Source organism: Bordetella sp. H567, from assembly GCF_001704295.1.
In the GTDB taxonomy this organism is placed as follows: domain Bacteria; phylum Pseudomonadota; class Gammaproteobacteria; order Burkholderiales; family Burkholderiaceae_B; genus Bordetella_C.
In genome coordinates this window covers 2,424,510-2,445,077 of record NZ_CP012334.1, presented here as the reverse complement: position 1 = coordinate 2,445,077, position 20,568 = coordinate 2,424,510, and the positions used below count along the sequence as shown (strand labels likewise).

Genomic DNA, 20,568 nt, shown 5'->3' with positions numbered 1-20,568 from the left:
TCTTACACGAGCGATGCCGACTGCATGGCCACGCCTGACAATACCGATCGCCTGGTCACGCGGCCGGCCTTCGCCCATTTTCTGGCGGCGCGCTTCGCGGCCTCGCTGGCCTTCCAGATGGTTTCCGTCGCGGTCGGCTGGCAGATCTATGCCCTGACCGGCAGCGCGCTGGACCTGGGCCTGATCGGCCTGGCGCAGTTCGGCCCCATGCTGGCCCTGACGCTGGTGGTGGGCCACGTCGCCGACCGCTACGACCGGCGCAAGATCGTCGCGATCTGCATGGCGGTGGAGGCGCTGGCGGCCCTCGTGCTGGCCGCGGTGTCCCTGACGGGCCATGCGAATCACCAGATCGTGTATGTGGCCATCATCGCGATCAGCGCCGCGCGGGCCTTCGAATCGCCCACCCTGCCCGCCCTGATCCCGGCTGTGGTGCCCCGCGGGCTGATTCCGCGCGCCACCGCGCTGTCGACGTCCTCCAACCAGGTTGCGCAGATCGCCGGCCCGGCCCTGGGCGGCGTCGGCTATGCGCTGGGCGCGGGGTGGGTATATGCCGCGGCCGCGGCGTGCTACGTGGTGGGGCTTTGGTCCATGCTAAGCATGAAGACGGAAGGCGCGCCCGCACGCAAGGAACCGACCACGTGGCAGACCTTGTTCGCCGGCTTCACCTTCATCGCCAGCCGCCGCATCCTGCTCGGCACGCTGTCGCTGGACCTGTTCGCCGTTCTGCTGGGTGGCGCCACCGCGCTGCTGCCCGTGTTCGCCAAGGACATCCTGCAGGCCGGGCCCTGGGCACTGGGCGCGCTGCGCGCCGCGCCCGCCGTCGGCGCCGCGGCGACCGCCCTGGTCCTGGGCCGCAAAAGCCTGGGCGGCAACATCGGCATGACGCTGTTCGGCGCACTGTTCCTGTTCGGCTTGGCCACGGTCGTCTTCGGCTATTCAAGGTCCATCCCGGTTTCCGTGGCGGCGCTGGTGCTGCTGGGCGCGGCCGACTCCATCAGCGTGGTGGTGCGTTCCTCGCTGGTGCAGTTGAATACGCCCAACGACATGCTTGGGCGCGTCAGCGCGATCAACATGCTGTTCATTGGGACGTCCAACCAGTTGGGGGAATTCCGCGCGGGCGTCATGGCCGAGGCCACCGGCGCCGTGGCGGCCGTGGTGCTGGGGGGCTTCGGCACCATCGCTGTGGCCGGCTTGTGGATGTGGTGGTATCCGGAGCTGCGCAATCTGCGTTCGCTGGACGACGTGCCGCATCACTGAAGCGCCACGCAGCCATGCCGGCGACCCGCGCCGGCCCGGCTGGCGGCGCCGTGCGGGCGCGGCGTGGCCCGTTGTAGAATCGGGGACGGACGATTCCCGCCCTTTCCCGCAAAGTGCCCGCCATGACCGATCGCGTATTCGTTTTCCTCGGCGCCCTGAATATGTTCCTGGCTGTCGGCGCGGGGGCCTTCGGCGCGCATGGTCTGCGCCGCGTCCTGTCCCCCGACATGCTGGCCGTCTGGCAAACCGCCGTGACTTACCACATCGCCCACGCGCTGGGTCTCCTGGCCATCGGCGCCCTGAGCGCGCGCTACGGGCACGGCACGGGCATCTGGACCGCCGCCGGCTGGCTGATGTTCGCCGGGATCGTGCTCTTCAGCGGCAGCCTGTACGTGCTTTCGGGCACCGGCATCCGTTGGCTGGGCGCGGTCACGCCAGTGGGCGGCGCGGCGTTCCTGGCGGCATGGGCCCTGGTTGCGTGGCAGGCCTGGCGCACGATCGCCCCTGACTGAGCACTGCCATGCCGCCACCTGCCACGGCCCGCCGCCCGGCGAGCGCGGGGATCCTCTGCATCCTGTGCGGCATGCTGTGCCTGACGATCAGCGACGCCATCGCCAAGTGGCTGGGTGCAAGCTACCCGCCCACCCAGATCCTGTTCCTGCGCTGCGCCATCGCCCTGCCTTTCGTCGCGGCCATCGTGCTGGCGCTGGGTGGCAGGCAGGCGCTGCGCACGCGCCACCCCGGCATCCATCTGCTGCGCGGCGCGATCAATGTGGTCTCCGCCAGCGCCTTCTACGCCAGCCTGCGCTATCTGCCTTTCGCGGAAGCCACGGCCATTTCCTATGCGGCGCCGCTGTGCGTCACGCTGCTGTCCGTCTTCGTCCTGAAGGAACGCGTCGACGCCCTGCGCTGGGGCGCCATCGGCCTGGGCTTCGTCGGCGTGCTGCTGATCGTGCGTCCCGGCACGGCGAGCTTCCAGCCCGCGGCCCTCCTGCCCCTGGTGACGGCCGTGCTCTACGCCGCGATGATGCTCACCGCGCGGGCCATCGGCCCCGGCGAAAGTTTCCTGACAATGGCCCTGTATATCGTCGTGGCGCAGCTGGTGTGTACCGCGACGACCCTGCCGTGGTTCTGGCACAGGCCCGATCCCGCCCATTGGCCCTTCTTCGCCGGCGTCGCGCTGTTCAGTACGCTGGGCCTGTCCCTGATCACCCAGGCCTTCCGGATCGCGCCCGCCTCGGTGGTGGCGCCCTTCGATTACACGGGACTGCTGTGGGCCACCCTGCTGGGCTGGGTGTTCTGGCAGGAAACACCGGACGCCACCACCTGTATCGGCGCGGCCGTCATCGTGGCCGCCGGCTTGTCCATCATCCTGCGCGAGACGATGCGGCCGAGGCGCAAGGCGCGCCAATAACCGCATACAGCCGCCACGCCAGGCCCAATCCCAGGACCAGCAGCGTCGCGATCAATCCCGCGACGCCATTCCAGCCGGCAACTTCCCAGCATTTGCCGCCGACGGATCCCAACACGCTGGAGCCCAGGTAATAGGCCAGCAGATACAGCGAGGCCGCCTGCGCCTTGTAGCCGCGCGCCAGCTGGCCGACCCAGCCGCTGGCGACGGCATGCGCCGCGAAAAAACCGAAGGTCGCCAGGATCACGCCGGCAATCACCAGCAACAGCGCGGGCGATAGCGTCAGCAGCGTTCCCACCAACATGGTGCCCACGCCCAGGCACAGCATCAGGCCACGCCCGTGACGGTCGGCCAGGCGGCCGAACAGCGCCGAGGCGAATATGCCCACCACGTAGACGGTAAAGATGGCGCTGATCGCGGCCTGGCTGAGCGAGTACGGCGGCGCCAGCAGGCGAAAGCCGGCATAGTTGTAGATGGTGACGAAGCCGCCCATCAGCAGGAACGCCAGCGCGAACAGCGACAGCAGGTTGACGTCGACCAGGTGCGTCATGATGCCGGTACGCGCGGCCTGCCACCCGCCACCGCGCTGGGGCGTGAAATGGCGCGATGCGGGCAGGCTCATGACGAACAGGAGGGCTGAACCGATACCTAGCGCGCCGACCACCATCATCGCGACGCGCCAATCGAAGTAGTCGGCCACCAGGCCGGTCATCACGCGGCCCGCCATGCCGCCGAAGGCGCTGCCGCCGATGTACAGCCCCATGGCGAACCCCAGGTCCGACGGCGCGACTTCCTCCGCCAGGTAGGCCATGGCGACCGCCGGCACGCCGCCCAGCACCAGGCCCTGCAAGCCCCGCACCGCCAGCAGCGCGTGCCACGTCGGCGTCAGTGCGACCAGCAGGGTCAGGATGCCCGATGCGAACAGCGAGGCGGCCATGATCCCCTTGCGCGGCAGGCGGCTGGACCAGAAGCCCACGATGAAGATCGCCACCGCCAGCAACCCCGTCGTCAGCGACAGCGACAGGCTGCTCTGCGTGGGCGTGATGCCGAAGTGGGTGGTGAACAGCGGCAGCAGCGGCTGCACGCAATACATCAGCGAAAAGGTGGAAAAGCCGGCGGCGAACAGCGCCCAGTTGGTGTTGCGGTAACCCGGGGTGCCGCGCCTGTGGCGCGGCGGCGCATCCGCGCCCTGCGGCGCGCTACGCGTGGTCGATGGCGAAGTCATGAGGAGGAAAAAACGGCATACCCACCGGCCCGAAGACCTCCCCGGACCGAAAAAACCCCGCGCCGCCCCGATAACTCGGCTTGCTGTCCCCAAGGGGGCTTTTTGGGCCCTGGGGCGGCCCCAAGGCAAAAAAAAACGGCGCGGCGCCAGGCGCTACAGTAGGACGAATCCGCCCTCGTTGTCCAATCGCGCGCTGGCAGACCAGGCGTTGTCGAGCCCATGGAAGGACATCGCCGCGCGACTGTCGCGGCGCGAGGCCGGAGGGGCGGCGCAACGCCGCGTCCTCAGTCGCCCGCGCCGGAAAAGTGCCGATGCAGCACGTCGCGGATGCGCGGGTGGCCGGCGGCCTGGTCGGCCACCGCCGCCAGCCGGGGACAATGCTCGTCGAACCAGGGACGGCGTGGGCGCCAGTGGGTCATGACGGTCACGTACAGGTCCAGCGCGCTGAGCTGGTCACCCAGGATGTGGGGTTCGCTGACTTGCTCCTCCAGGCTGCGCCAGAGCAATTCGCGCCGCGCATCGGTATTTGCGCGCAGCTTGCGCGCCGCCTCGCCGTCGCCGGTCCAGCGCGCGGGATCGTCACCGTAGGTGAAGGTGGGATAAATGGCCGCGGCCAGCCGCACCAGCATTTCGAAGAACCGCGCACGCTGCAGGCTGCCCGCCGCGGGCGCCAGGTTGGCATGCGGCGCGGCGTCGTTCAGGTGCAGGATCATGGCCGCGCTTTCCGTCATCACGGCGCCGCCGGGCAGGATGAGCGTGGGCACCTGGCCGAGCGGATTGAGCCGCAGCAGCCGGTCGCGCCCCGGGCCGGGTTTCAGGTAAGGGACATCGGTGATGCGGCTGTCCAGCCCGGCCAGCCGCAGCGCGGCCTCGACGATCGCCGAACCGCAACCGCGCGAACCGATCAATTCGTAGTGCGTCATGGCGGCGCTCCCCTGCGAGTATTCCCCCGCGGCCCGCGTGGCGGCAAATGCTGAGAAAACTGTACACCGCCGCCGCGCCGGCGGGCGCATCAGGACGTAACCGGATTACCGAAAACCGGCGCCGGTTCGCCGGCGATGACCGTCCGGAGCACCGCCAGGAAGCGGCGCGCCATGAGCGGCAAGGGCTGCAGGTCGGAATAGGTCGCCCAGATGCCTACCTGGGCCGCGGGCGCGATCGGCCGCACGGCCACCGAGCGCCGCAATTCGGGACCGACGCACCAGGCATCCACCATGGCCGGCCCCAGGCCCTGCTGCACGAAGGCTGCGGCCATCACGGGCGAATGCACTTCCACCGCTGCCGCGTGCGGCGGCGTGCCGCCGAAGAATTCCGCCAGCACCCGGCCCAGCGGCGCTTCGGCGGGATAGCCTACCCAATCCACCGAGCAGAAATCCTGCGGCCGCACCACGGGCCGCGCGGCGAGCGCATGGCCAGGCGGCAGGATGCAGACGACGTCCGTGCGCCCCAGCTCCACCGCAACCAGGTTGGGATGATCCGGGGGCCGCATCGACACGGCGATGTCGGCATGGCCGCCGAGGAAATGCCCCGCCAGTTCGTCGAAGGTGGCGCTGCGGTAATCGACGCGGACGTGGGCCTTGGCCGCACGCAGCTCGCGCAGGGCGATGGGGATCATGCGCTGGCCGAAGCTGGCGCTGGACACCACCCGCAGCATGCCCGCGCCGGCCTCGCCCAGGCTGGTCGCCAGCTCGTTGACGCGCTGGATCCCGCCGTACACCTGCTCCACTTCCGCATACAGGCGGCGCGCTTCGGCCGTTGGCGTCAGGCGGCTGCGGGAGCGCTCGAACAGCGGATAGCGCAGCCGGCTTTCCATCAGCGCCAGCACGCGGCTGATGGCCGGCTGCGACACATGCAGCATGCGGCCCGCGCCGCTGATGGAACCGGACAACATGATGGCGCGGAAGACTTCGATCTGGCGCAGGTTCAGCGGCGGACGTGTCCCGGCATCGCCGCCGCGCGGCGCGCTGCCTTCCAGCATGGGATCGTCTTCGTGCATGCCCTGTCCCGGTTCGACGGCCGCGCCGCCGCGGCGATGCCGCGGGGCCACGCCCAGGCTTGGTTGGATAACGCGCGATTATAGGTTTTCCATATTTTTTGATATGCGGCCGGCACGCGGGCGGTGGTACGGTGTCGGGTTTCACCCAACCACGCACACCCAAACCAAACAAGGGGAATGGACCATGTCCACGTTCACGCAGTTCCGCCGCTGGGCCGTCGCGGCAGCCCTGGCCACCGTCGCCGGCAGCGCAGCCGCCGCGGGCGCCAACTGGCCGGATCATACGGTCACCTTCGTCGTCCCGTCCGCCGCGGGTGGATCGCCGGATGTCCTGTCGCGCCTGATCACCACGCAGCTGTCCAAGCAGACCAATGCGTCGATCATCGTGGAAAACCGTCCCGGCGCGGCCGGCAACATCGGCATCAACCTGATCAAGCGCGCGGCGCCGGACGGCTATACGATCGGCTACGGCAACATCAACACGCTGGCCGTCAATCTGTCGCTGTTCAAGAAACTGCCCTATGACGTGGACAAGGACCTGGAGCCGGTCATCCACATGTTCGACCTGTACAACGTATTGATCGTGCCGGAGAGCTCGCCCGCCCACAGCGTGCAGGACCTGATCGCCCTCGCCCGCAAGAACCCGGGCAAGCTTTCCTACGGCGCGCCCGGCGTCGGCACCACCGGCCATATGGGCGGCGAGCTGTTCAAGAGCATGGCCAAGATCGACGTCATGTTCATTCCCTACAACGGCGGCCCCGCGGCCATCCAGGACCTGCTGGGCGGACGCATCGACTACCTGTTCGCCAACTCCTCCGAAGCCGGCCCCCTGGTCAAGAGCGGCAAGGTGCGCGCCCTCGGCGTCAGCAGCCTGAAGCGCCTGGACCTGTTCCCGGATGTGCCCACGCTGGACGAGGCCGGCCTGAAGGGCTACGAGACCGTCGCCTGGGGCGGCGTGGTCGCGCCCCACGGCACGCCCAAGGACGTCGTTGCCAAGATCAACGCCGATATCGAACAGGCGCTGAAGGCACCGGAAGTCCGCGAAGGCCTGGCCACCCTGGGCGCCGTGCCCGCCGGCGGCAGCCCGGAGGACTTCAAGAAGCTGATGAACAGCGAAACCGCCAAGTGGCGCGAAATCATCGAAACCGCCAAGATCGAGAAACTGGACTAGAGGGTGTAACGGGTGGAACCCACTCCCGAAGCGCTACGCGCTCCCCCTCAAGGGGGCGACGCCAGCGGACCGGGGGGAAACCCACCCCGAGCGCTACGCGCTCCCCCTCAAGGGGGCGACGCCGGCGGACCGGCAAAGCCGGCTCCGCGGCGTCCCCGGTCGGGCTAGACCCTTTCATGCGATGCGCGTAGCGCTGTGGAGTACTGATATGAACGCTGACTTAATCCTGCGCAACGCCACCGTGATCGACGGCAGCGGCAAGGCGCGCTATGTCGCCGACGTCGCCATCGCCGGCGAGCGCATCGCCGGCATCGGCAGCTTCGACGCGCCGGACGTTCCGGCGCTGGACGCGCGGGGTCGGGTTCTCGCCCCCGGCTTCATCGATTCCCATACCCACGACGACGGCTACCTGCTGGCGCATCCGGACATGACGCCCAAGGTGTCGCAGGGCATCACCACCGTCGTCACGGGCAACTGCGGCGTCAGCCTGGCGCCCCTGGTCGCGGAGCAGATTCCCCAGCCGCTGGACCTGCTGGGACCGCCGTCGCTGTTCCGCTTCAAGCGCTTCGCCGACTGGCTGCAGGCACTGCGCGCGGCGCCGGCGGCGGTCAACGTCATCCCCCTGGTCGGCCACACCACGCTGCGCGTGGCGGCCATGAGCGATACCGGGCGTGCGGCCACCGGCGAAGAGATCGCGGCCATGCGCGCGATGATGGAAGAAGCCATGGCGGCCGGCGCCTTCGGCATGTCCACCGGCACCTTCTATCCGCCGGCCGCGCACGCGCCCACGGACGAGATCATCGAGGTGGGCGCGCCCATCCGCGCGCGCGGCGGACTGTACGCGACGCACTTGCGCGACGAGGCCGACCACATCGTCCCCGCCATGGAGGAAGCCCTGGCGATCGGCCAGGCGCTGGACTGCCTGGTGGTGTTTTCGCATCACAAGCTGGCCGGCGAAAAGAACCATGGGCGCTCTGCCGAGACCCTGGCCCTGATGGAGCGCGCGGGCGCCATGCAGCCGGTCTGCCTGGACTGCCACCCCTATCCCGCCACGTCGACCATGCTGCGCCTGGATCGCGTGCGCATTTCGCGTCGCACGATGATCACCTGGTCCAAGGGTTACCCGGAGGCGAAGGGGCGCGATTTCGCGGACGTCATGCAGGAACTGGGGCTGAGCGACGAGGAAACGCTGAAAAAGCTGTCCCCCGCCGGCGCGATCTATTTCCTGCTGGACGAAAAGGACGTCAAGCGCATCATGACCCATCCGCTGGCGATGGTGGGCTCGGACGGCCTGCCGTTCGATCCGCATCCGCACCCCCGGCAATGGGGCACTTTCACCAATGTGCTGCGCACCCTGGTGCGGGAGCAGTCCCTGCTTTCCCTGGAAGAAGCCGTCCACAAAATGACGGGCCAGGCCGCCCGCAACTATGGGCTGGCCGAGCGCGGCCTGCTGCAACCGGGCTATTATGCCGATCTGGTCCTGTTCGACCCTGACCGCGTCTCCGACCGCGCCACCTTCGAACAGCCTGTCCAGGTCAGCCAGGGCATCGAGGGCGTCTGGGTCAACGGACGCCGGGTCTGGAACGACGGCGCCGCGGGCGCTGAACGTCCCGGCAAGGTCCTGGCGCCTACCCGAAAACCGGAGTCATTGCAGTGAACGACGCGCATCCCGGCTGCTATCTGGGCATCCTGGGCGGCATGGGCCCGATGGCCGGCGCCGCCTTCGCCCTGCGGCTGTCCGCCCTTACCCCCGCCGACCGCGACCAGGACCATATCCCGGCCGTGCTGCTGAACGATCCGCGTGTGCCCGACCGTACCGCCGCCACACGAGGCGGCGAGGATCCCCTGCCCTATCTGCTGCGCGGCATCCGGTTCCTGAACGACAGCGGCGCGCGCCTGATCGCCATTCCCTGCAATACCGCGCACCTGTGGTACGACCAGATGGTGCAGGCCTCGCGTGCGCCGGTGCTGCATATCATTGAATCCGTCGTCGAGGATTTGCACCGGCGCGGCATCCGCGCGGGCCGGATCGGGCTGATGGGCACCGAGGCCACGCTGCGCCTGGGCCTGTACCAGCGCCACCTGGAGCGCCACGGCTATGAATGCGTGGTGCCGACCGAGGAAGAACAGGTCGCCTATTGCACCAAGTCCATTCTGGCGGTCAAGGCGAACCGGCTGTCCGAGGCCTACGAGCCCGCCGCCGCCTGCGTACGCCTCCTGGAATCGCGCGGCGCCGTGGCGGTCGCCCTGGGCTGCACCGAGCTGCCCCTGGCGATCCCGCACGACCGCCGCCAGGAATTCGATGTACCGATGACGGATTCCATCGACGCGCTGGCGCTGGCCGTCATCCAGCGCTATCAGGCGGACCAGGCCACGGGTCAGTCGCGGGCGGCCTGAGCCGCGCAACGGCGCGCCCGCCGGTGTCCCGCACCGGCGGGCGCGCGCCGATCGGCGGCCGCCGTCATCCCTGGCCCATCGCCTTACCCGCCCAGATACGCCTTGCGCACGTCCGCGTTGGCCAGCAGGTTGGCGCCCGTGTCGTGCAGCACGACCTTGCCGTTTTCCAGCACATAGCCGCGATCGGCCACCTGCAGCGCCTTGTTGGCGTTCTGCTCCACCAAGAATACGGTCACGCCCTGGTCGCGGATGGTGCGCACGATCTCGAAGATCTGCGCGATGATCAGGGGCGCCAGGCCCAGCGTGGGTTCGTCCAGCAGCAGCAGGCGCGGCCGCGACATCAGCGCGCGCCCGATGGCCAGCATCTGCTGTTCGCCCCCGGACATCGTGCCGGCGCGCTGCTCGGCCCGCTCCTGCAAGCGCGGGAACAGGTCGTACACGTATTCCAGGCCCTTCTGGATCTCCGTCCGACTGGAAAAGAACCCGCCCATCATCAGGTTTTCCGCCACGGTCAGGTCCTTGAACACCCGCCTGCCCTCGGGAGAAATCGCGATGCCGCCGCGCATGATGCGCGACGTCTCCATCCGCGTGATATCGCGTCCCTGGAAGGTGATCGCCCCCGACTTGGCTTGCGGATTGCCGCATACGGTCATCAGCATCGTCGTCTTGCCCGCGCCGTTGGCGCCGATCAGCGTGACGATCTCGCCTTCCTCCACGGTCACGGACACACCCTTGAGCGCCTGAATCGCGCCGTAGTAGGTGTGCACGTTTTCCAGCTTCAGCATTACTCTTCTCCCAGGTACGCCTTGATGACGCGCTTGTCGCTACGCACCGCCTGGGGCGTGCCGGTCATGATGGGCTTGCCATGCTCCATGACAAGGATGCGATCCGAAATGCCCATGATCAGGCTCATGTCGTGTTCGATCAGCAGCACCGCCACGCCGAATTCCCGGCGCAGCCGGTCGATCAGGCGCTGCAGCTCCTGCTTTTCCTGGGGGTTCAGGCCGGCGGCCGGCTCGTCCAGCATCAGCAGGCGCGGCTTGGTGATCATGCAACGCGCGATTTCCAGCCGGCGCTGGTGGCCGTAGGCCAGGTTGCCCGCTTCGCGGTTGGCATATTGCCGCAGCCCCATGAAATCCAGCCACTGGGCGGCGCGCGACAGGGCATCGACTTCCGCCTGCCGATAGGATTTCAGCTTCAGCAGGCCGGGCAACAGACGGGTTTCGACCTGGGTGTGCTGGGCCACCAGCAGGTTTTCCAGCACCGTCAGCTGCTTGAACAGGCGCACGTTCTGGAAGGTGCGCACCAGGCCATGGCGCGCGACCACATGGCTGGACAGGCCGGTGATGCGCTGGCCGTCCATGACGATGTCGCCGTCGGTCGGCTTGTAGAAGCCGCCCACGCAGTTGAACACCGTCGTCTTGCCCGCGCCGTTCGGGCCGATGATGGCGAATACTTCGTCGCTCTTGACGTCGAATTCGACGTTGTCCACGGCGAGCAGGCCGCCGAAGCGCATGCGCAGGCCGGATACTTTCAATAGCACGTCGCTCATTTGCCCAGCTCCACGTGAGGACGCTTCATCGGCAGCAGCCCCTGCGGACGCCACATCATCATCAGGACCATCACCAGGCCGAACATCAGCATGCGGTATTCGGCGAATTCGCGTGCCAGTTCCGGCAGTACCGTCAGCAGGATGGCCGCCAGGATGACGCCCACCTGCGAGCCCATCCCGCCCAGCACGACGATGGCCAGGATCAACGCGGATTCGATGAAGGTGAAGGACTCGGGGTTGACCAGGCCCTGCCGCGCGGCGAAGAACGCACCGCCGAAGCCGGCGAACATGGCGCCCAGGGTGAAAGCGGACAGCTTGATCCGCGTCGGATTCAGGCCCAGGGAGCGGCAGGCGATTTCGTCCTCCCGCAAGGCTTCCCACGCGCGGCCCACGGGCATGCGCTTGAGCCGCGTGGCGACGAACAGCGTGATCAGCGCCAGCATCAGCGCCGTCAGGTACAAGTAGATGATGACGTGCTGGTTCTGGAAAGTCAGGCCGAGCAGCTCATGGAAGGTCTTCTGCCCTTCCACGCTGGCCGTGCGCGCCATCTCGAAACCGAATACCGAGGGCTTCGGGATGCCGGAAATGCCGTCCGGGCCGCCGGTCAGCCAGTTCAGGTTGATCAGCAGCAGGCGGATGATCTCGCCGAAGCCCAGCGTCACGATGGCCAGGTAGTCGCCGCGCAGGCGCAGCACGGGAAAACCCAGCACGAAGCCGAACAGCGCCGCCACCGCACCGGAAAACGGCAGCGATTCCCAGAAGCTCCAGCCGCCCCAGTGATACAGCAGCGCGTAGGTATAGGCGCCCACCGCGTAGAAGCCCACGAATCCCAGGTCCAGCAGGCCGGCGAAACCCACGACGATATTCAGGCCCAGGCCCAGCATGACGTAGATCAGCACCAGCGTGGCGATATCCACCGCGCCGCGATCGCTGAAGAACGGCCAGACGATCGCGACGACCACGATGGCCACCATCAGCCATTTGTGCCGCTGCGCCGGCGCGGCGGGCAAGGTCGGCAGCTCGCGCTTCAAGCGCTTGAACGGCAGCGCCAGCCAGGGGCGCAGCAACTGCCCGACGAAGACGACCGCCATGGCGATCAGCACGTTGCTCCAGTGCGGATTCATCAGCGTGCGCGCGCCCTGGCGCACCAGCTGCAGGCCGAACACCGGCGTGACGATGAAGGCGGTCAGGATGGCCGCGATGAATGCATTCTTGATGTGATTCGCCATCAGACTTTTTCCACCTCGGGTTTGCCCAACAAGCCGGTGGGGCGGAACAGCAGGATCAGGACCAGCAGCAAGAAGGCGATGATGTCCTTGTACTGTGACGAGATATAGGCCGCGGCGAACGTTTCGACCAGCCCCAGCAAGGCGCCGCCCAGCATGGCGCCGGGAATGCTGCCGATGCCGCCCAGCACCGCGGCCGTGAAGGCCTTGATGCCGACGATGAAGCCGATGAAGGGATTGAGCTTGCCGATGGTGAGCGCGATCAGCACGCCGCCCACGGCCGCCAGCACCGCGCCCAGCACGAAGGTGAACGAAATGACGCGGTTGGTATCGATGCCCAGCAGGTTGGCCATGTGCATGTCCTGCGAACACGCACGCGAGGCGCGCCCCATGCGCGAATACTTGATGAACAGCGAGAGCACGATCATCAGCACGATGGTCACCACGATGATCATGATGCGCGAGTACGGCACCGTCACGTCGAACTTGCTGCCCATCGTGAAATTCACCGCGCCGAAGATGATATTGGGCACCGCCATGTCGCGCGCGCCCTGCCCCAGCGCCATCCAGTTCTGCAGGAAGATCGACATGCCGATGGCGGAGATCAGCGCCACCAGGCGCGGGCTGCCGCGTAAGGGCCGGTACGCCACCCGTTCGACCGCGAACCCGTAGATCCCCGTGACGGCCATCGCGGCGATCAGCATCGCCGCCACGATCAGCGGCACCGGGGCCCCGCTTTGCGTGCCGATGGCGGTCAGCGTCACCAGGCCGACATAGGCGCCGATCATGTAGATCTCGCCATGCGCGAAGTTGATCATGCCGATGATGCCGTACACCATCGTGTAGCCGATGGCAATAAGGGCATAGATGGCGCCCAGCGACAGTCCATTGAAGAACTGTTGCGTCAGTTGGGGAAGAAGATCAGACATGTCTTATGTAGGCTCCAAATAGCACCGGCCCCGGTAATACGACCCGGAGCCGGAAACCTGGGCGTTCGAATGAGGGCCCCTGGCACGGGGCAGTCACCATTACAACGGCGTTTTCTTACCGTTCTTGTCCCATTTGAATACCGCGAATTCGAAGTTTTTCAGGTCGCCCTTCGCATCGTATTCGACCTTGCCGATGGCGGTGTTGAAAGGGTGTTGATGCATGTAGTCCGCGACCTTGTTCGGATCCTCGCCCACGGCGTTGATGCTGTCCGCCAGGATCTGCACCGCCGCGTAGGCCGGCATCTGGAAGGCGCCGTCCGGATCGCGCTTCTTGTCCTGGAAGGCCTTCACGATGCCCTCGTTGCCGGGCAGCTTGGTGAAGTCCGACGGCAGGGTCACCAGCAGGCCGTCGATGGCCGGGCCGGCGATGGCGACCAGGTCCTGGTTGGCCGTGCCTTCAGGTCCCATGAACTGCACATTCAGGCCCTGTTCACGCGATTGGCGCAGCAGCAGGCCCAGCTCCGGGTGATAACCGCCGAAATAGACGAAGTCCACGCCGGCCGACTTCAGCTTGGTGATGACGGCGGAATAATCGCTGTCGCCGACATTGATGCCCTCGACCATGACGACGTTCACACCGTCTTTCCTCAGCGTTTCCTCTACCTGCTTGGCCACGCCGGCGCCGTACGTCTGTTTGTCATTCAGCACCGCAACCTTCTTCGGCTTGACGTTCTTGGCGATGTAGTTCGCGGCGAACGGCCCCTGCTGGTCGTCGCGGCCGATCGTGCGGAAGAAGTAATGCGGCTTGATGGTGTCCGTGACCAGCGGCGAAGTGGCGCCCGGGGTGATGCCGACGATATGTTCCTGTTCGTAGACGTTCACGGCAGGAACCGTCACGCCCGAACAGGCATGGGCCACGGCGAACTTGGCGCCGGAATTGACGACGCGGTTGGCGGCCGGCACGGCCTGCTTGGGCTCGCAGCCGTCGTCGATGAGGATGGGTTCGAGCTTCTTGCCCTTGACGCCGCCCTTGGCGTTGATGGTCTCGATGGCGGTCAACGCGCCGGCCTGGATCTGGTCGCCGTACTGCGTGTTGGCACCCGTCATGGGTTGGGGAATGCCGATCTTGATGGTATCGGCGGCATGCGCGGCGCCGGCGAGCATTAGCGCCCCCAGCGTGAGCGCGATCGGGGTCAGGCGTTGCAGCTTATTCATGCGAGAGATCTCCGCTAGGGTTGAGCGACTCTGCACGTACCGGCCGTCCGGAAGGATGTTCCTGGCCGCCTATCGTGCATCACCGGCTTCTTGGGCAAACCACGATGTGGCGCGTATTCTGAAAGCTGCCATACGGGCTGTCACTGGGTGTATTCCCCAATATCGCTGAAACTGTATGGGCTCGGTGACGGAGCAAGGATACAGCAGTTGCACACACTCATAACAGCTGAAGGTAACGGCTCCTTGCAGCCTGCGCGGCATCCCGCTGCGACGCCGCCGGCGCCTGGCGATGCGCCAGCGCTGTTAAGGCCTTCCAGCGTCGACAAGCCCTAGCCGGCCACCCCGAAAAGCGACCCCACCCCAGCGGTCACTCCCATCGCGGCGATGCCCAATAGCGAGACCCGCGCCACCGCCCTCGTCTTGGGCGCGCCGCCCGCCCACGCCGCCACCGCGCCCAGCAAGGCCAGGCACGCCACCGACCCTAGCGCGACCGCGGGCAACTGCCAATCAGGCCGCCGCACCAGCAAGGCCAGGACGAGGGGCAACGCCGCGCCCGTCGCGAAGCTCAGCGCCGATGCCACGGCGGCCTGCACGGGACGCGCGCGCGTGACTTTGGAAATACCCAGTTCGTCGCGCGCATGCGCATCCAGGGCATCATGGGCGGTCAAGGCCTGGGCGACCTGCATCGCCAGGGCGGGCGGCAGCCCGCGGTTGACGTAGATATCCGCCAGTTCCTGCAGTTCCACCGCCGAATTGCGCAACAGCGAACTCTGTTCCAGCTGCAGATCGGCGCGTTCGACGTCCGACTGTGACTTGACGGAAACGTATTCGCCCGCCGCCATGGACAGCGCGCCGGCGACGAGACCGGCCAGGCCGGCCGTCAGGATGGCGCCATGGCTGCCCTGGGCGGCGGCCACGCCGGCGATCAGGCTGGCCGTCGAGACGATGCCGTCATTGGCCCCGAGCACGGCGGCGCGCAGCCACCCGCTGCGATGGATACGATGAAAATGCGAAGCCGGCATGGGTACCTCGGACCTGTCGATACGAAAACGAGCGTTGCCCTCCCGGGGCCGTGACCCGGCAGGGGCAAGCGGACGAATCGCCGAGATACTACGCCGAACCGCTCAATCCGGCTTGTACAGTTTCAGGATGCTGGAAAAATCCAGCTTGCCATGCCCCGCGGACCCATGCATGGCGTACAGATTCCGGGCCAGCGCACCCAGCGGAATGGCGGCACGGGTAGCCTGCGCGGCCTCCGCTGCCAGGCCCAGGTCCTTCAGCATGAGATCGCTGCCGAATCCTCCGGCATAGCCCTTGGACGCCGGCGCATGATCCATCACCCCTGGCCAGGGGTTGTACAGTTCGGTGGCCCAGTTGCGGCCCGAGCTCTTGGCGATGATGTCTGAAAGCACTTTGGGGTCCAGGCCGTTGGCCACGCCCAGTGCCAGCGCTTCGGCGGTGCCGGCCATCAGGACGCCGAGCAGCATGTTGTTGCATATCTTTGCCACTTGACCCGCGCCCGCCGGCCCCGCGTGGAAGATGTTCTTGCCCATTTGCTCCAGCACGGGCCGCGCGCGCGCCAGCGCGTCCGCCTCGCCGCCCACGATGAAGGTCAGCGTGCCCGCGGCCGCCCCGGCGGTGCCGCCCGACACCGGCGCATCCAGCATCGATATGCCGCGTGCCCGCGCGGCGGCCGCCACCTTGCGCGCAGTCTCCGGCGCGATGGTGCTGCACTCGATCACCAAGGCCTGCGGATCGATGTGTGCCAGCAGATCGTCGCCCAGGTACAGGCTGTCGACGTGCTGGCTGGCGGGCAGCATGGTGATGACGATGTCGGCGCCCGACACCGCGTCGCGGGCCGACGCCGCGGCCTGCGCGCCGGCCTGCGCCAGCCTGTCCATGCTGGCCGGAACCAGGTCGTGAACCGCCAGTTCGCGGCCCGCCTTGACCAGGTTCAAGGCCATCGGCGCGCCCATGTTGCCCAACCCGATGAATGCGATCTTGCTCACGGCTGTCTCCTTTGCTTGGTTATCGGCATCCGGCCGCCGCGCGTCATCCCATCTGTCCGGCGATCCGGCGCATCCTGCCTATGGCTCGCCCAGGTCCGCCAGGGGATGCGGCTGGCCTTCCGGCCAGGGCTCCTCGAAGAACTTCAGCACCCATTGCTTGTCCGCCGCTTCGATGGTCGCCGGGTTCCAGCGCGGCTTGCGGTCCTTGTCGATCAGCAAGGCGCGGATGCCTTCCGCGAAGTCACCGTGCGCGGCCGCCTGCAGCGCCGCCACGTATTCGGCGCGGAACACGTCCTCCAGTGATCGCTGCCGCATGCGCAGCAGCAGCGTGAAGGCCAGCCGCGCCGTGCCCGGCGACCCGGCCAGCATCGTGCGCGCGGCCTTCGACAGCCAGGGAGTGTCATGCTCGGCCAGGGAGGCAATGTTCTCGTAGATTTCCTCCAGATCGGTACCGGCGCAAAGCTGGTTGATCTGGAAGGAATGCTGCTTCAGCGGACCGGGCGCCAGGCCCTCCGCCGGCTCCAGGGCAAGCAAGGCCTGGCGCAGCAGGCCGTCGTTGATGGAGCGCGGCGCGAAGTTCCGCCCTTCCTCGCCGACGCCGATGGACCCCGCGCTGCCTGCCCAGGGCAGCGTCTGCAGCTGGTCCAGCAGATGCGGCCAGTCGGCCTGCCGGACATGGAAATCCGCCAGCCCGGCAAAAAAGGCATCGGCAGGATTCAGCTGCGCGCCGGTAAGGGCCAGGAACACCCCCGCATTGCCCGGCATGCGATTCAGCAGCCAGCTGCCGCCGACGTCCGGGAAAAGGCCGATGCTGATTTCCGGCATGGCCAGCTTGGCGGTCTCGCTGACCACGCGATGGCTCGCGCCCATCATGAGGCCGATGCCACCGCCCATGACAAAACCATTACCCCAGCACAGGACCGGTTTCGGATAGGCATGGATGCGGTAATCCAACCGGTATTCGACTTCGAAGAACTCCCGCGCGTAGCGGTTTGCCCACGGATCGCTGGGCGGTGCTTCGCGCATGCTGCGATACAGGCCGTGCAGATCGCCGCCCGCGCAGAAGGCCTTGTCGCCCGCGCCCTGCAGCACCACCACCGCCACGCGCGGATCCGCCGCCCAGGCCGCCAGGCGCTGGTCCAGCATGTGGGCCATGTCCAGCGACAGGCCATTCAATGTCTGCGGCACATTCAGCGTGGCCACGCCTATGCGCATCCCGTTTTCGGTCGGACGTTCCTCGAAAAGCACCGGCTCGTTCATCGCAAGTCTGCTCCCTTCTCCAACAGCTGGCGGGCCACGATCACACGCATGATCTCGTTGGTGCCCTCCAGGATCTGATGCACGCGAGTATCGCGCACGAGGCGTTCCAATGGATAGTCTTTCAGATAACCGTAACCGCCGTGTATCTGCTGCGCGTCCAGGCACACCTGGAACCCCATGTCGGTGGCGAAGCGCTTGGCCATCGCGCAATACGCACCAGCGTCGGGCGAACCACTGTCCAGCTTGCAGGCCGCCAGGCGCACCATCTGGCGCGCCGCCACCAGGTGCGTCGCCATGTCCGCGAGCTTGAACTGAAGCGCCTGGAAGTCAGCCAGCGGCGCGCCGAACTGCCGGCGCTCGCGCATATAGCGGCGCGCCGCGTCCAGCGCCCCCTGGGCCGCGCCCACCGAACACGTCGCGATATTGATGCGGCCGCCGTCCAGCCCACGCATGGCGATCTTGAAGCCTTGCCCGGGCTCGCCCAGCATATGGTCCGCCGGCACGCGCACATTCTCGAAGGTGATGGCGCGCGTGGACTGGCTGTTCCACCCCATCTTTTCTTCCTTGCGCCCGTAGGCAATGCCGGCGCTGTCCGCCGGCACGGCGAAGGCACTGACGCCGCCCGCGCCACCGCCGCCGGTACGCGCCATGACAATCAGGAGGTCCGTATCGCCGCCACCGGAAATGAATGCCTTCGATCCGTTCAGGACGTACTCGGCACCGTCTTCGTCCGCGCGCGTGCGCAGCGACGCCGCGTCCGAACCCGATCCGGGTTCCGTCAGGCAGTACGAGGCCAGGCGGCTGCCGGAACACAGCAGCGGCCCCCAGGTCTGGCGCAATGCCGGCTGCCCCCAGGTACCGACCATCCAGGCCGCCATGTTGTGGATGGTCAGGAAGGCCGTCGTCGACGGATCGACCGCCGCCATTTCCTCGAACACCAGCGTGGCGTCCAGGCGCGGCAGTCCAAGTCCGCCGATGTCCTGCGGCGCGTACAGACCGCAAAAACCCAGTTCGCCCGCACGGTGGAAGGTCGATTTCGGGAAGATGCCTTCGGCGTCCCAACGGGCCGCGTGCGGCGCCAGCTCTCCCATGGCGAATTCGCGTGCCGCCTGGGCAAAGGCCTGCTGCTCGTCGCTCAATTGCATGTCCATGATCCCGGTCTCCTCCAAGCGGCCGGCCGCGGCCCGCGGGGTACGCGTGCGGCCCGACGTTATCGATCTCTTTACGTTAACGTAAACGGAAAGGCAATGACAATACCTGGTTCGCCGATCGACGCAGAAATGCCGGTGGCATCGAGCCCCCCGCAATGCGGGGATCCTCGACGGTCCACGCGCCGTTGTCCGCTGTAAGACCGAATTGACCCGCCTGTCGGGCGGGATCGCCGTGCGCGGTTCCTTCTGGCGTCGACAGCCCCTAGCGCGGTGCCTTGGGCGTGCGCGGCGGCCGCGCGCCGGGGGATTTGCGCGCCCGGTGCGCCGCCCGCCGGCGACGCGACTCCATGGGATCGAAAACCAGGGCTCGGTAGATTTCCACGCGATCCCCGCCGGACAGGGAGTGCCCCGGCTGCACGCGGCGGCCGAACACGCCGACCCCCGCCTGCCATGGGTCCACGTCCGGAAATGCCTGGGTAAAACCGCTGGCGGCCAAGGCCTGGGCGACCGTCGCCCCGGCTGGCAGGTCGACCTGGCGGCGCCATGCCTGGTGCGGCCGCGCGTAAACCACCCACACCGTCATCGCGGGCGTCTCATTCCCCATGGACCGCCTGGGCGCGCTTGGTGAAGGAATCGATGAAGCTGCTCGCGATGCGGTTGAACACAGGGCCGACCAGCGCTTCCAGCGCGCGGTTCGAAAACTCGTATTCCATGGTGAACAACACCTTGCAGGCGTCCGCCGCCAGCGACTGGAACTGCCAATGGCCCTCCAGCATGGAAAACGGCCCATCCACCAGCGCAAGATCGATGCGCTCGGGAAACACATGCGTGTTCCGCGTCGTGAAGCGCTGCTTGATGCCCGCGAAGCTGATGGTAATGGACGCCTGCATGCCGTGTTCGTCGCGGGACAGGACTTCGGCTCCCCCGCACCACGGCATGAATTCCGGGTAGTGTTCCACACCGGCAACCAGCTCGAACATCTGGGCATCGCTGTAAGGGACAAGAACGGAACGCTGGACTTTGTGCATCGACGGTCGCAAATCGCTAGAATGGCAAGATTTTACCGGCTATACGCGGACGGCGCCGCGACCAGCCGGCAAGGGGCGGCAAGCCGTCTACCCGCGCGGCCCCCACAGGCCCCACGCAACAACGCCCTATCCCGCGGCGTTCCGCAAGATCCCATCCGCGGCGTTCCGCGCCGGAGCCAAATGAGCATTATCGAAAACCGCAAGGCATCCCACGAATATTTCATCGAAGACCGCTACGAGGCCGGCCTGGTCCTGCAGGGTTGGGAAGTGAAGGCGATACGCGAGGGACGCGTCCAGCTCAGCGAAAGCTACGTCATCGTGCGCGACGGCGAGTTGTTCATCATCGGCATGCACGTCAGCCCCCTGCCCACGGCGTCCACGCACATCCACCCGGACGCGGCACGCACCCGCAAGCTGCTGCTGCATGGCGAGGAAATCAGCAAGCTGATCGGCAAAGTGGAACAGCGCGGCTACACCCTGGTGCCCCTGAACCTGCACTACAAGGCGGGACGCGTCAAACTCGATTTCGCGCTGGGCCGCGGCAAGAAGCTGCACGACAAGCGCGATACGGCACGGGACAAGGACTGGGCGCGCGAAAAGGAACGCATAATGAAGCACGACACCCGCGGTCCGCGCCGCACGGAGTCCTGACAGGGGTCGCAGGGGCATGAGCGCCTGCATGGACGGGACCACCACCCACGGTCACGGCCGTCCGCCTGCCTGACCCACCACCACGCGGCG

Annotated in this window: 21 protein-coding genes; 7 read left to right on the top strand and 14 right to left on the bottom strand. The window is 67.1% G+C overall.

Annotated elements, in window-relative coordinates:
- Positions 1-24: 24 nt before the first annotated feature.
- From AKI39_RS10990 to AKI39_RS10980, 3 genes are all read left to right on the top strand, one after another.
- Complete coding sequence (locus AKI39_RS10990) at positions 25-1,257, top strand: MFS transporter (RefSeq protein WP_066635572.1); 1,233 nt, start codon at positions 25-27, stop codon at positions 1,255-1,257.
- Positions 1,258-1,379: 122 nt separating this feature from the next.
- Positions 1,380-1,769 carry a DUF423 domain-containing protein gene (locus AKI39_RS10985; protein ID WP_066635560.1) on the top strand — a complete coding sequence of 130 codons (390 nt, stop codon included), beginning with the start codon at positions 1,380-1,382 and terminating at the stop codon, positions 1,767-1,769.
- 8 nt (positions 1,770-1,777) lie between these two features.
- Positions 1,778-2,671, top strand: a complete 894-nt coding sequence (locus tag AKI39_RS10980) for a DMT family transporter (protein ID WP_066635558.1) — start codon at positions 1,778-1,780, stop codon at positions 2,669-2,671.
- Here the strand turns inward: AKI39_RS10980 and AKI39_RS10975 are convergent.
- The 3 genes from AKI39_RS10975 to AKI39_RS10965 form a co-directional block, all read right to left on the bottom strand.
- Positions 2,625-3,893: an MFS transporter gene (locus tag AKI39_RS10975; protein WP_066635556.1), complete on the bottom strand. Its 1,269-nt coding sequence runs from the start codon at positions 3,891-3,893 to the stop codon at positions 2,625-2,627. The two genes, AKI39_RS10980 and AKI39_RS10975, sit on opposite strands and share 47 nt — an antisense overlap.
- A 284-nt stretch (positions 3,894-4,177) precedes the next feature.
- Positions 4,178-4,816, bottom strand: coding sequence for a glutathione S-transferase family protein (locus tag AKI39_RS10970; RefSeq protein WP_066635554.1), 639 nt, complete (start codon positions 4,814-4,816; stop codon positions 4,178-4,180).
- A gap of 89 nt (positions 4,817-4,905) precedes the next feature.
- Positions 4,906-5,871, bottom strand: a complete 966-nt coding sequence (locus tag AKI39_RS10965; protein ID WP_066642722.1) for a LysR family transcriptional regulator — start codon at positions 5,869-5,871, stop codon at positions 4,906-4,908.
- A gap of 202 nt (positions 5,872-6,073) precedes the next feature.
- On the opposite strand from AKI39_RS10965, the gene AKI39_RS10960 reads away from it, so the two are divergent.
- From AKI39_RS10960 to AKI39_RS10950, 3 genes are all read left to right on the top strand, one after another.
- Complete coding sequence (locus tag AKI39_RS10960; RefSeq protein WP_066635552.1) at positions 6,074-7,060, top strand: Bug family tripartite tricarboxylate transporter substrate binding protein; 987 nt, start codon at positions 6,074-6,076, stop codon at positions 7,058-7,060.
- 208 nt (positions 7,061-7,268) lie between these two features.
- Positions 7,269-8,717, top strand: coding sequence for an N-acyl-D-amino-acid deacylase family protein (locus AKI39_RS10955; protein ID WP_066635550.1), 1,449 nt, complete (start codon positions 7,269-7,271; stop codon positions 8,715-8,717).
- Positions 8,718-8,758: 41 nt separating this feature from the next.
- Positions 8,759-9,457 (top strand): aspartate/glutamate racemase family protein, encoded by a 699-nt coding sequence (locus AKI39_RS10950; protein WP_235610820.1) that lies wholly within the window; start codon positions 8,759-8,761, stop codon positions 9,455-9,457.
- 83 nt (positions 9,458-9,540) lie between these two features.
- Here the strand turns inward: AKI39_RS10950 and AKI39_RS10945 are convergent, their stop codons facing one another.
- The 11 genes from AKI39_RS10945 to AKI39_RS10895 all read right to left on the bottom strand — a co-directional run bounded on the left by AKI39_RS10945 (position 9,541) and on the right by AKI39_RS10895 (position 19,827).
- On the bottom strand, positions 9,541-10,242 hold the full coding sequence (locus AKI39_RS10945) for an ABC transporter ATP-binding protein (protein WP_066635546.1): 702 nt from the start codon (positions 10,240-10,242) through the stop codon (positions 9,541-9,543).
- A complete protein-coding gene (gene livG, locus AKI39_RS10940) occupies positions 10,242-11,009 on the bottom strand; it encodes a high-affinity branched-chain amino acid ABC transporter ATP-binding protein LivG (RefSeq protein WP_066635544.1) in 768 nt (255 codons plus the stop codon). The genes AKI39_RS10945 and livG overlap by 1 nt, the downstream gene beginning before the upstream one ends.
- Positions 11,006-12,238: a high-affinity branched-chain amino acid ABC transporter permease LivM gene (locus AKI39_RS10935; RefSeq protein WP_066635541.1), complete on the bottom strand. Its 1,233-nt coding sequence runs from the start codon at positions 12,236-12,238 to the stop codon at positions 11,006-11,008. Before AKI39_RS10935 ends, livG begins: the two co-directional genes overlap by 4 nt.
- Positions 12,238-13,164 carry a high-affinity branched-chain amino acid ABC transporter permease LivH gene (gene livH, locus AKI39_RS10930; RefSeq protein WP_066635539.1) on the bottom strand — a complete coding sequence of 309 codons (927 nt, stop codon included), beginning with the start codon at positions 13,162-13,164 and terminating at the stop codon, positions 12,238-12,240. Before livH ends, AKI39_RS10935 begins: the two co-directional genes overlap by 1 nt.
- Before the next feature lie 99 nt (positions 13,165-13,263).
- Positions 13,264-14,379 carry a high-affinity branched-chain amino acid ABC transporter substrate-binding protein gene (locus tag AKI39_RS10925; RefSeq protein ID WP_066635537.1) on the bottom strand — a complete coding sequence of 372 codons (1,116 nt, stop codon included), beginning with the start codon at positions 14,377-14,379 and terminating at the stop codon, positions 13,264-13,266.
- 329 nt (positions 14,380-14,708) lie between these two features.
- Entirely contained in the window at positions 14,709-15,401 is a 693-nt protein-coding gene (locus tag AKI39_RS10920) for a VIT1/CCC1 transporter family protein (protein ID WP_066635535.1), read from the bottom strand.
- A gap of 102 nt (positions 15,402-15,503) precedes the next feature.
- A complete protein-coding gene (gene mmsB, locus AKI39_RS10915; RefSeq protein ID WP_066635533.1) occupies positions 15,504-16,388 on the bottom strand; it encodes a 3-hydroxyisobutyrate dehydrogenase in 885 nt (294 codons plus the stop codon).
- A gap of 78 nt (positions 16,389-16,466) precedes the next feature.
- Entirely contained in the window at positions 16,467-17,648 is a 1,182-nt protein-coding gene (locus tag AKI39_RS10910) for an enoyl-CoA hydratase/isomerase family protein (RefSeq protein WP_066635531.1), read from the bottom strand.
- Positions 17,645-18,799, bottom strand: a complete 1,155-nt coding sequence (locus tag AKI39_RS10905; protein WP_066635529.1) for an acyl-CoA dehydrogenase family protein — start codon at positions 18,797-18,799, stop codon at positions 17,645-17,647. Before AKI39_RS10905 ends, AKI39_RS10910 begins: the two co-directional genes overlap by 4 nt.
- 262 nt (positions 18,800-19,061) lie before the next feature.
- On the bottom strand, positions 19,062-19,403 hold the full coding sequence (locus AKI39_RS10900) for an RnfH family protein (RefSeq protein WP_066635526.1): 342 nt from the start codon (positions 19,401-19,403) through the stop codon (positions 19,062-19,064).
- Positions 19,393-19,827: a type II toxin-antitoxin system RatA family toxin gene (locus AKI39_RS10895; protein ID WP_066635515.1), complete on the bottom strand. Its 435-nt coding sequence runs from the start codon at positions 19,825-19,827 to the stop codon at positions 19,393-19,395. The genes AKI39_RS10900 and AKI39_RS10895 overlap by 11 nt, the downstream gene beginning before the upstream one ends.
- Before the next feature lie 180 nt (positions 19,828-20,007).
- Between AKI39_RS10895 and smpB the strand changes: the two genes are divergently transcribed.
- Positions 20,008-20,478, top strand: coding sequence for an SsrA-binding protein SmpB (smpB, locus tag AKI39_RS10890; RefSeq protein WP_066635512.1), 471 nt, complete (start codon positions 20,008-20,010; stop codon positions 20,476-20,478).
- Positions 20,479-20,568 lie beyond the last annotated feature (90 nt).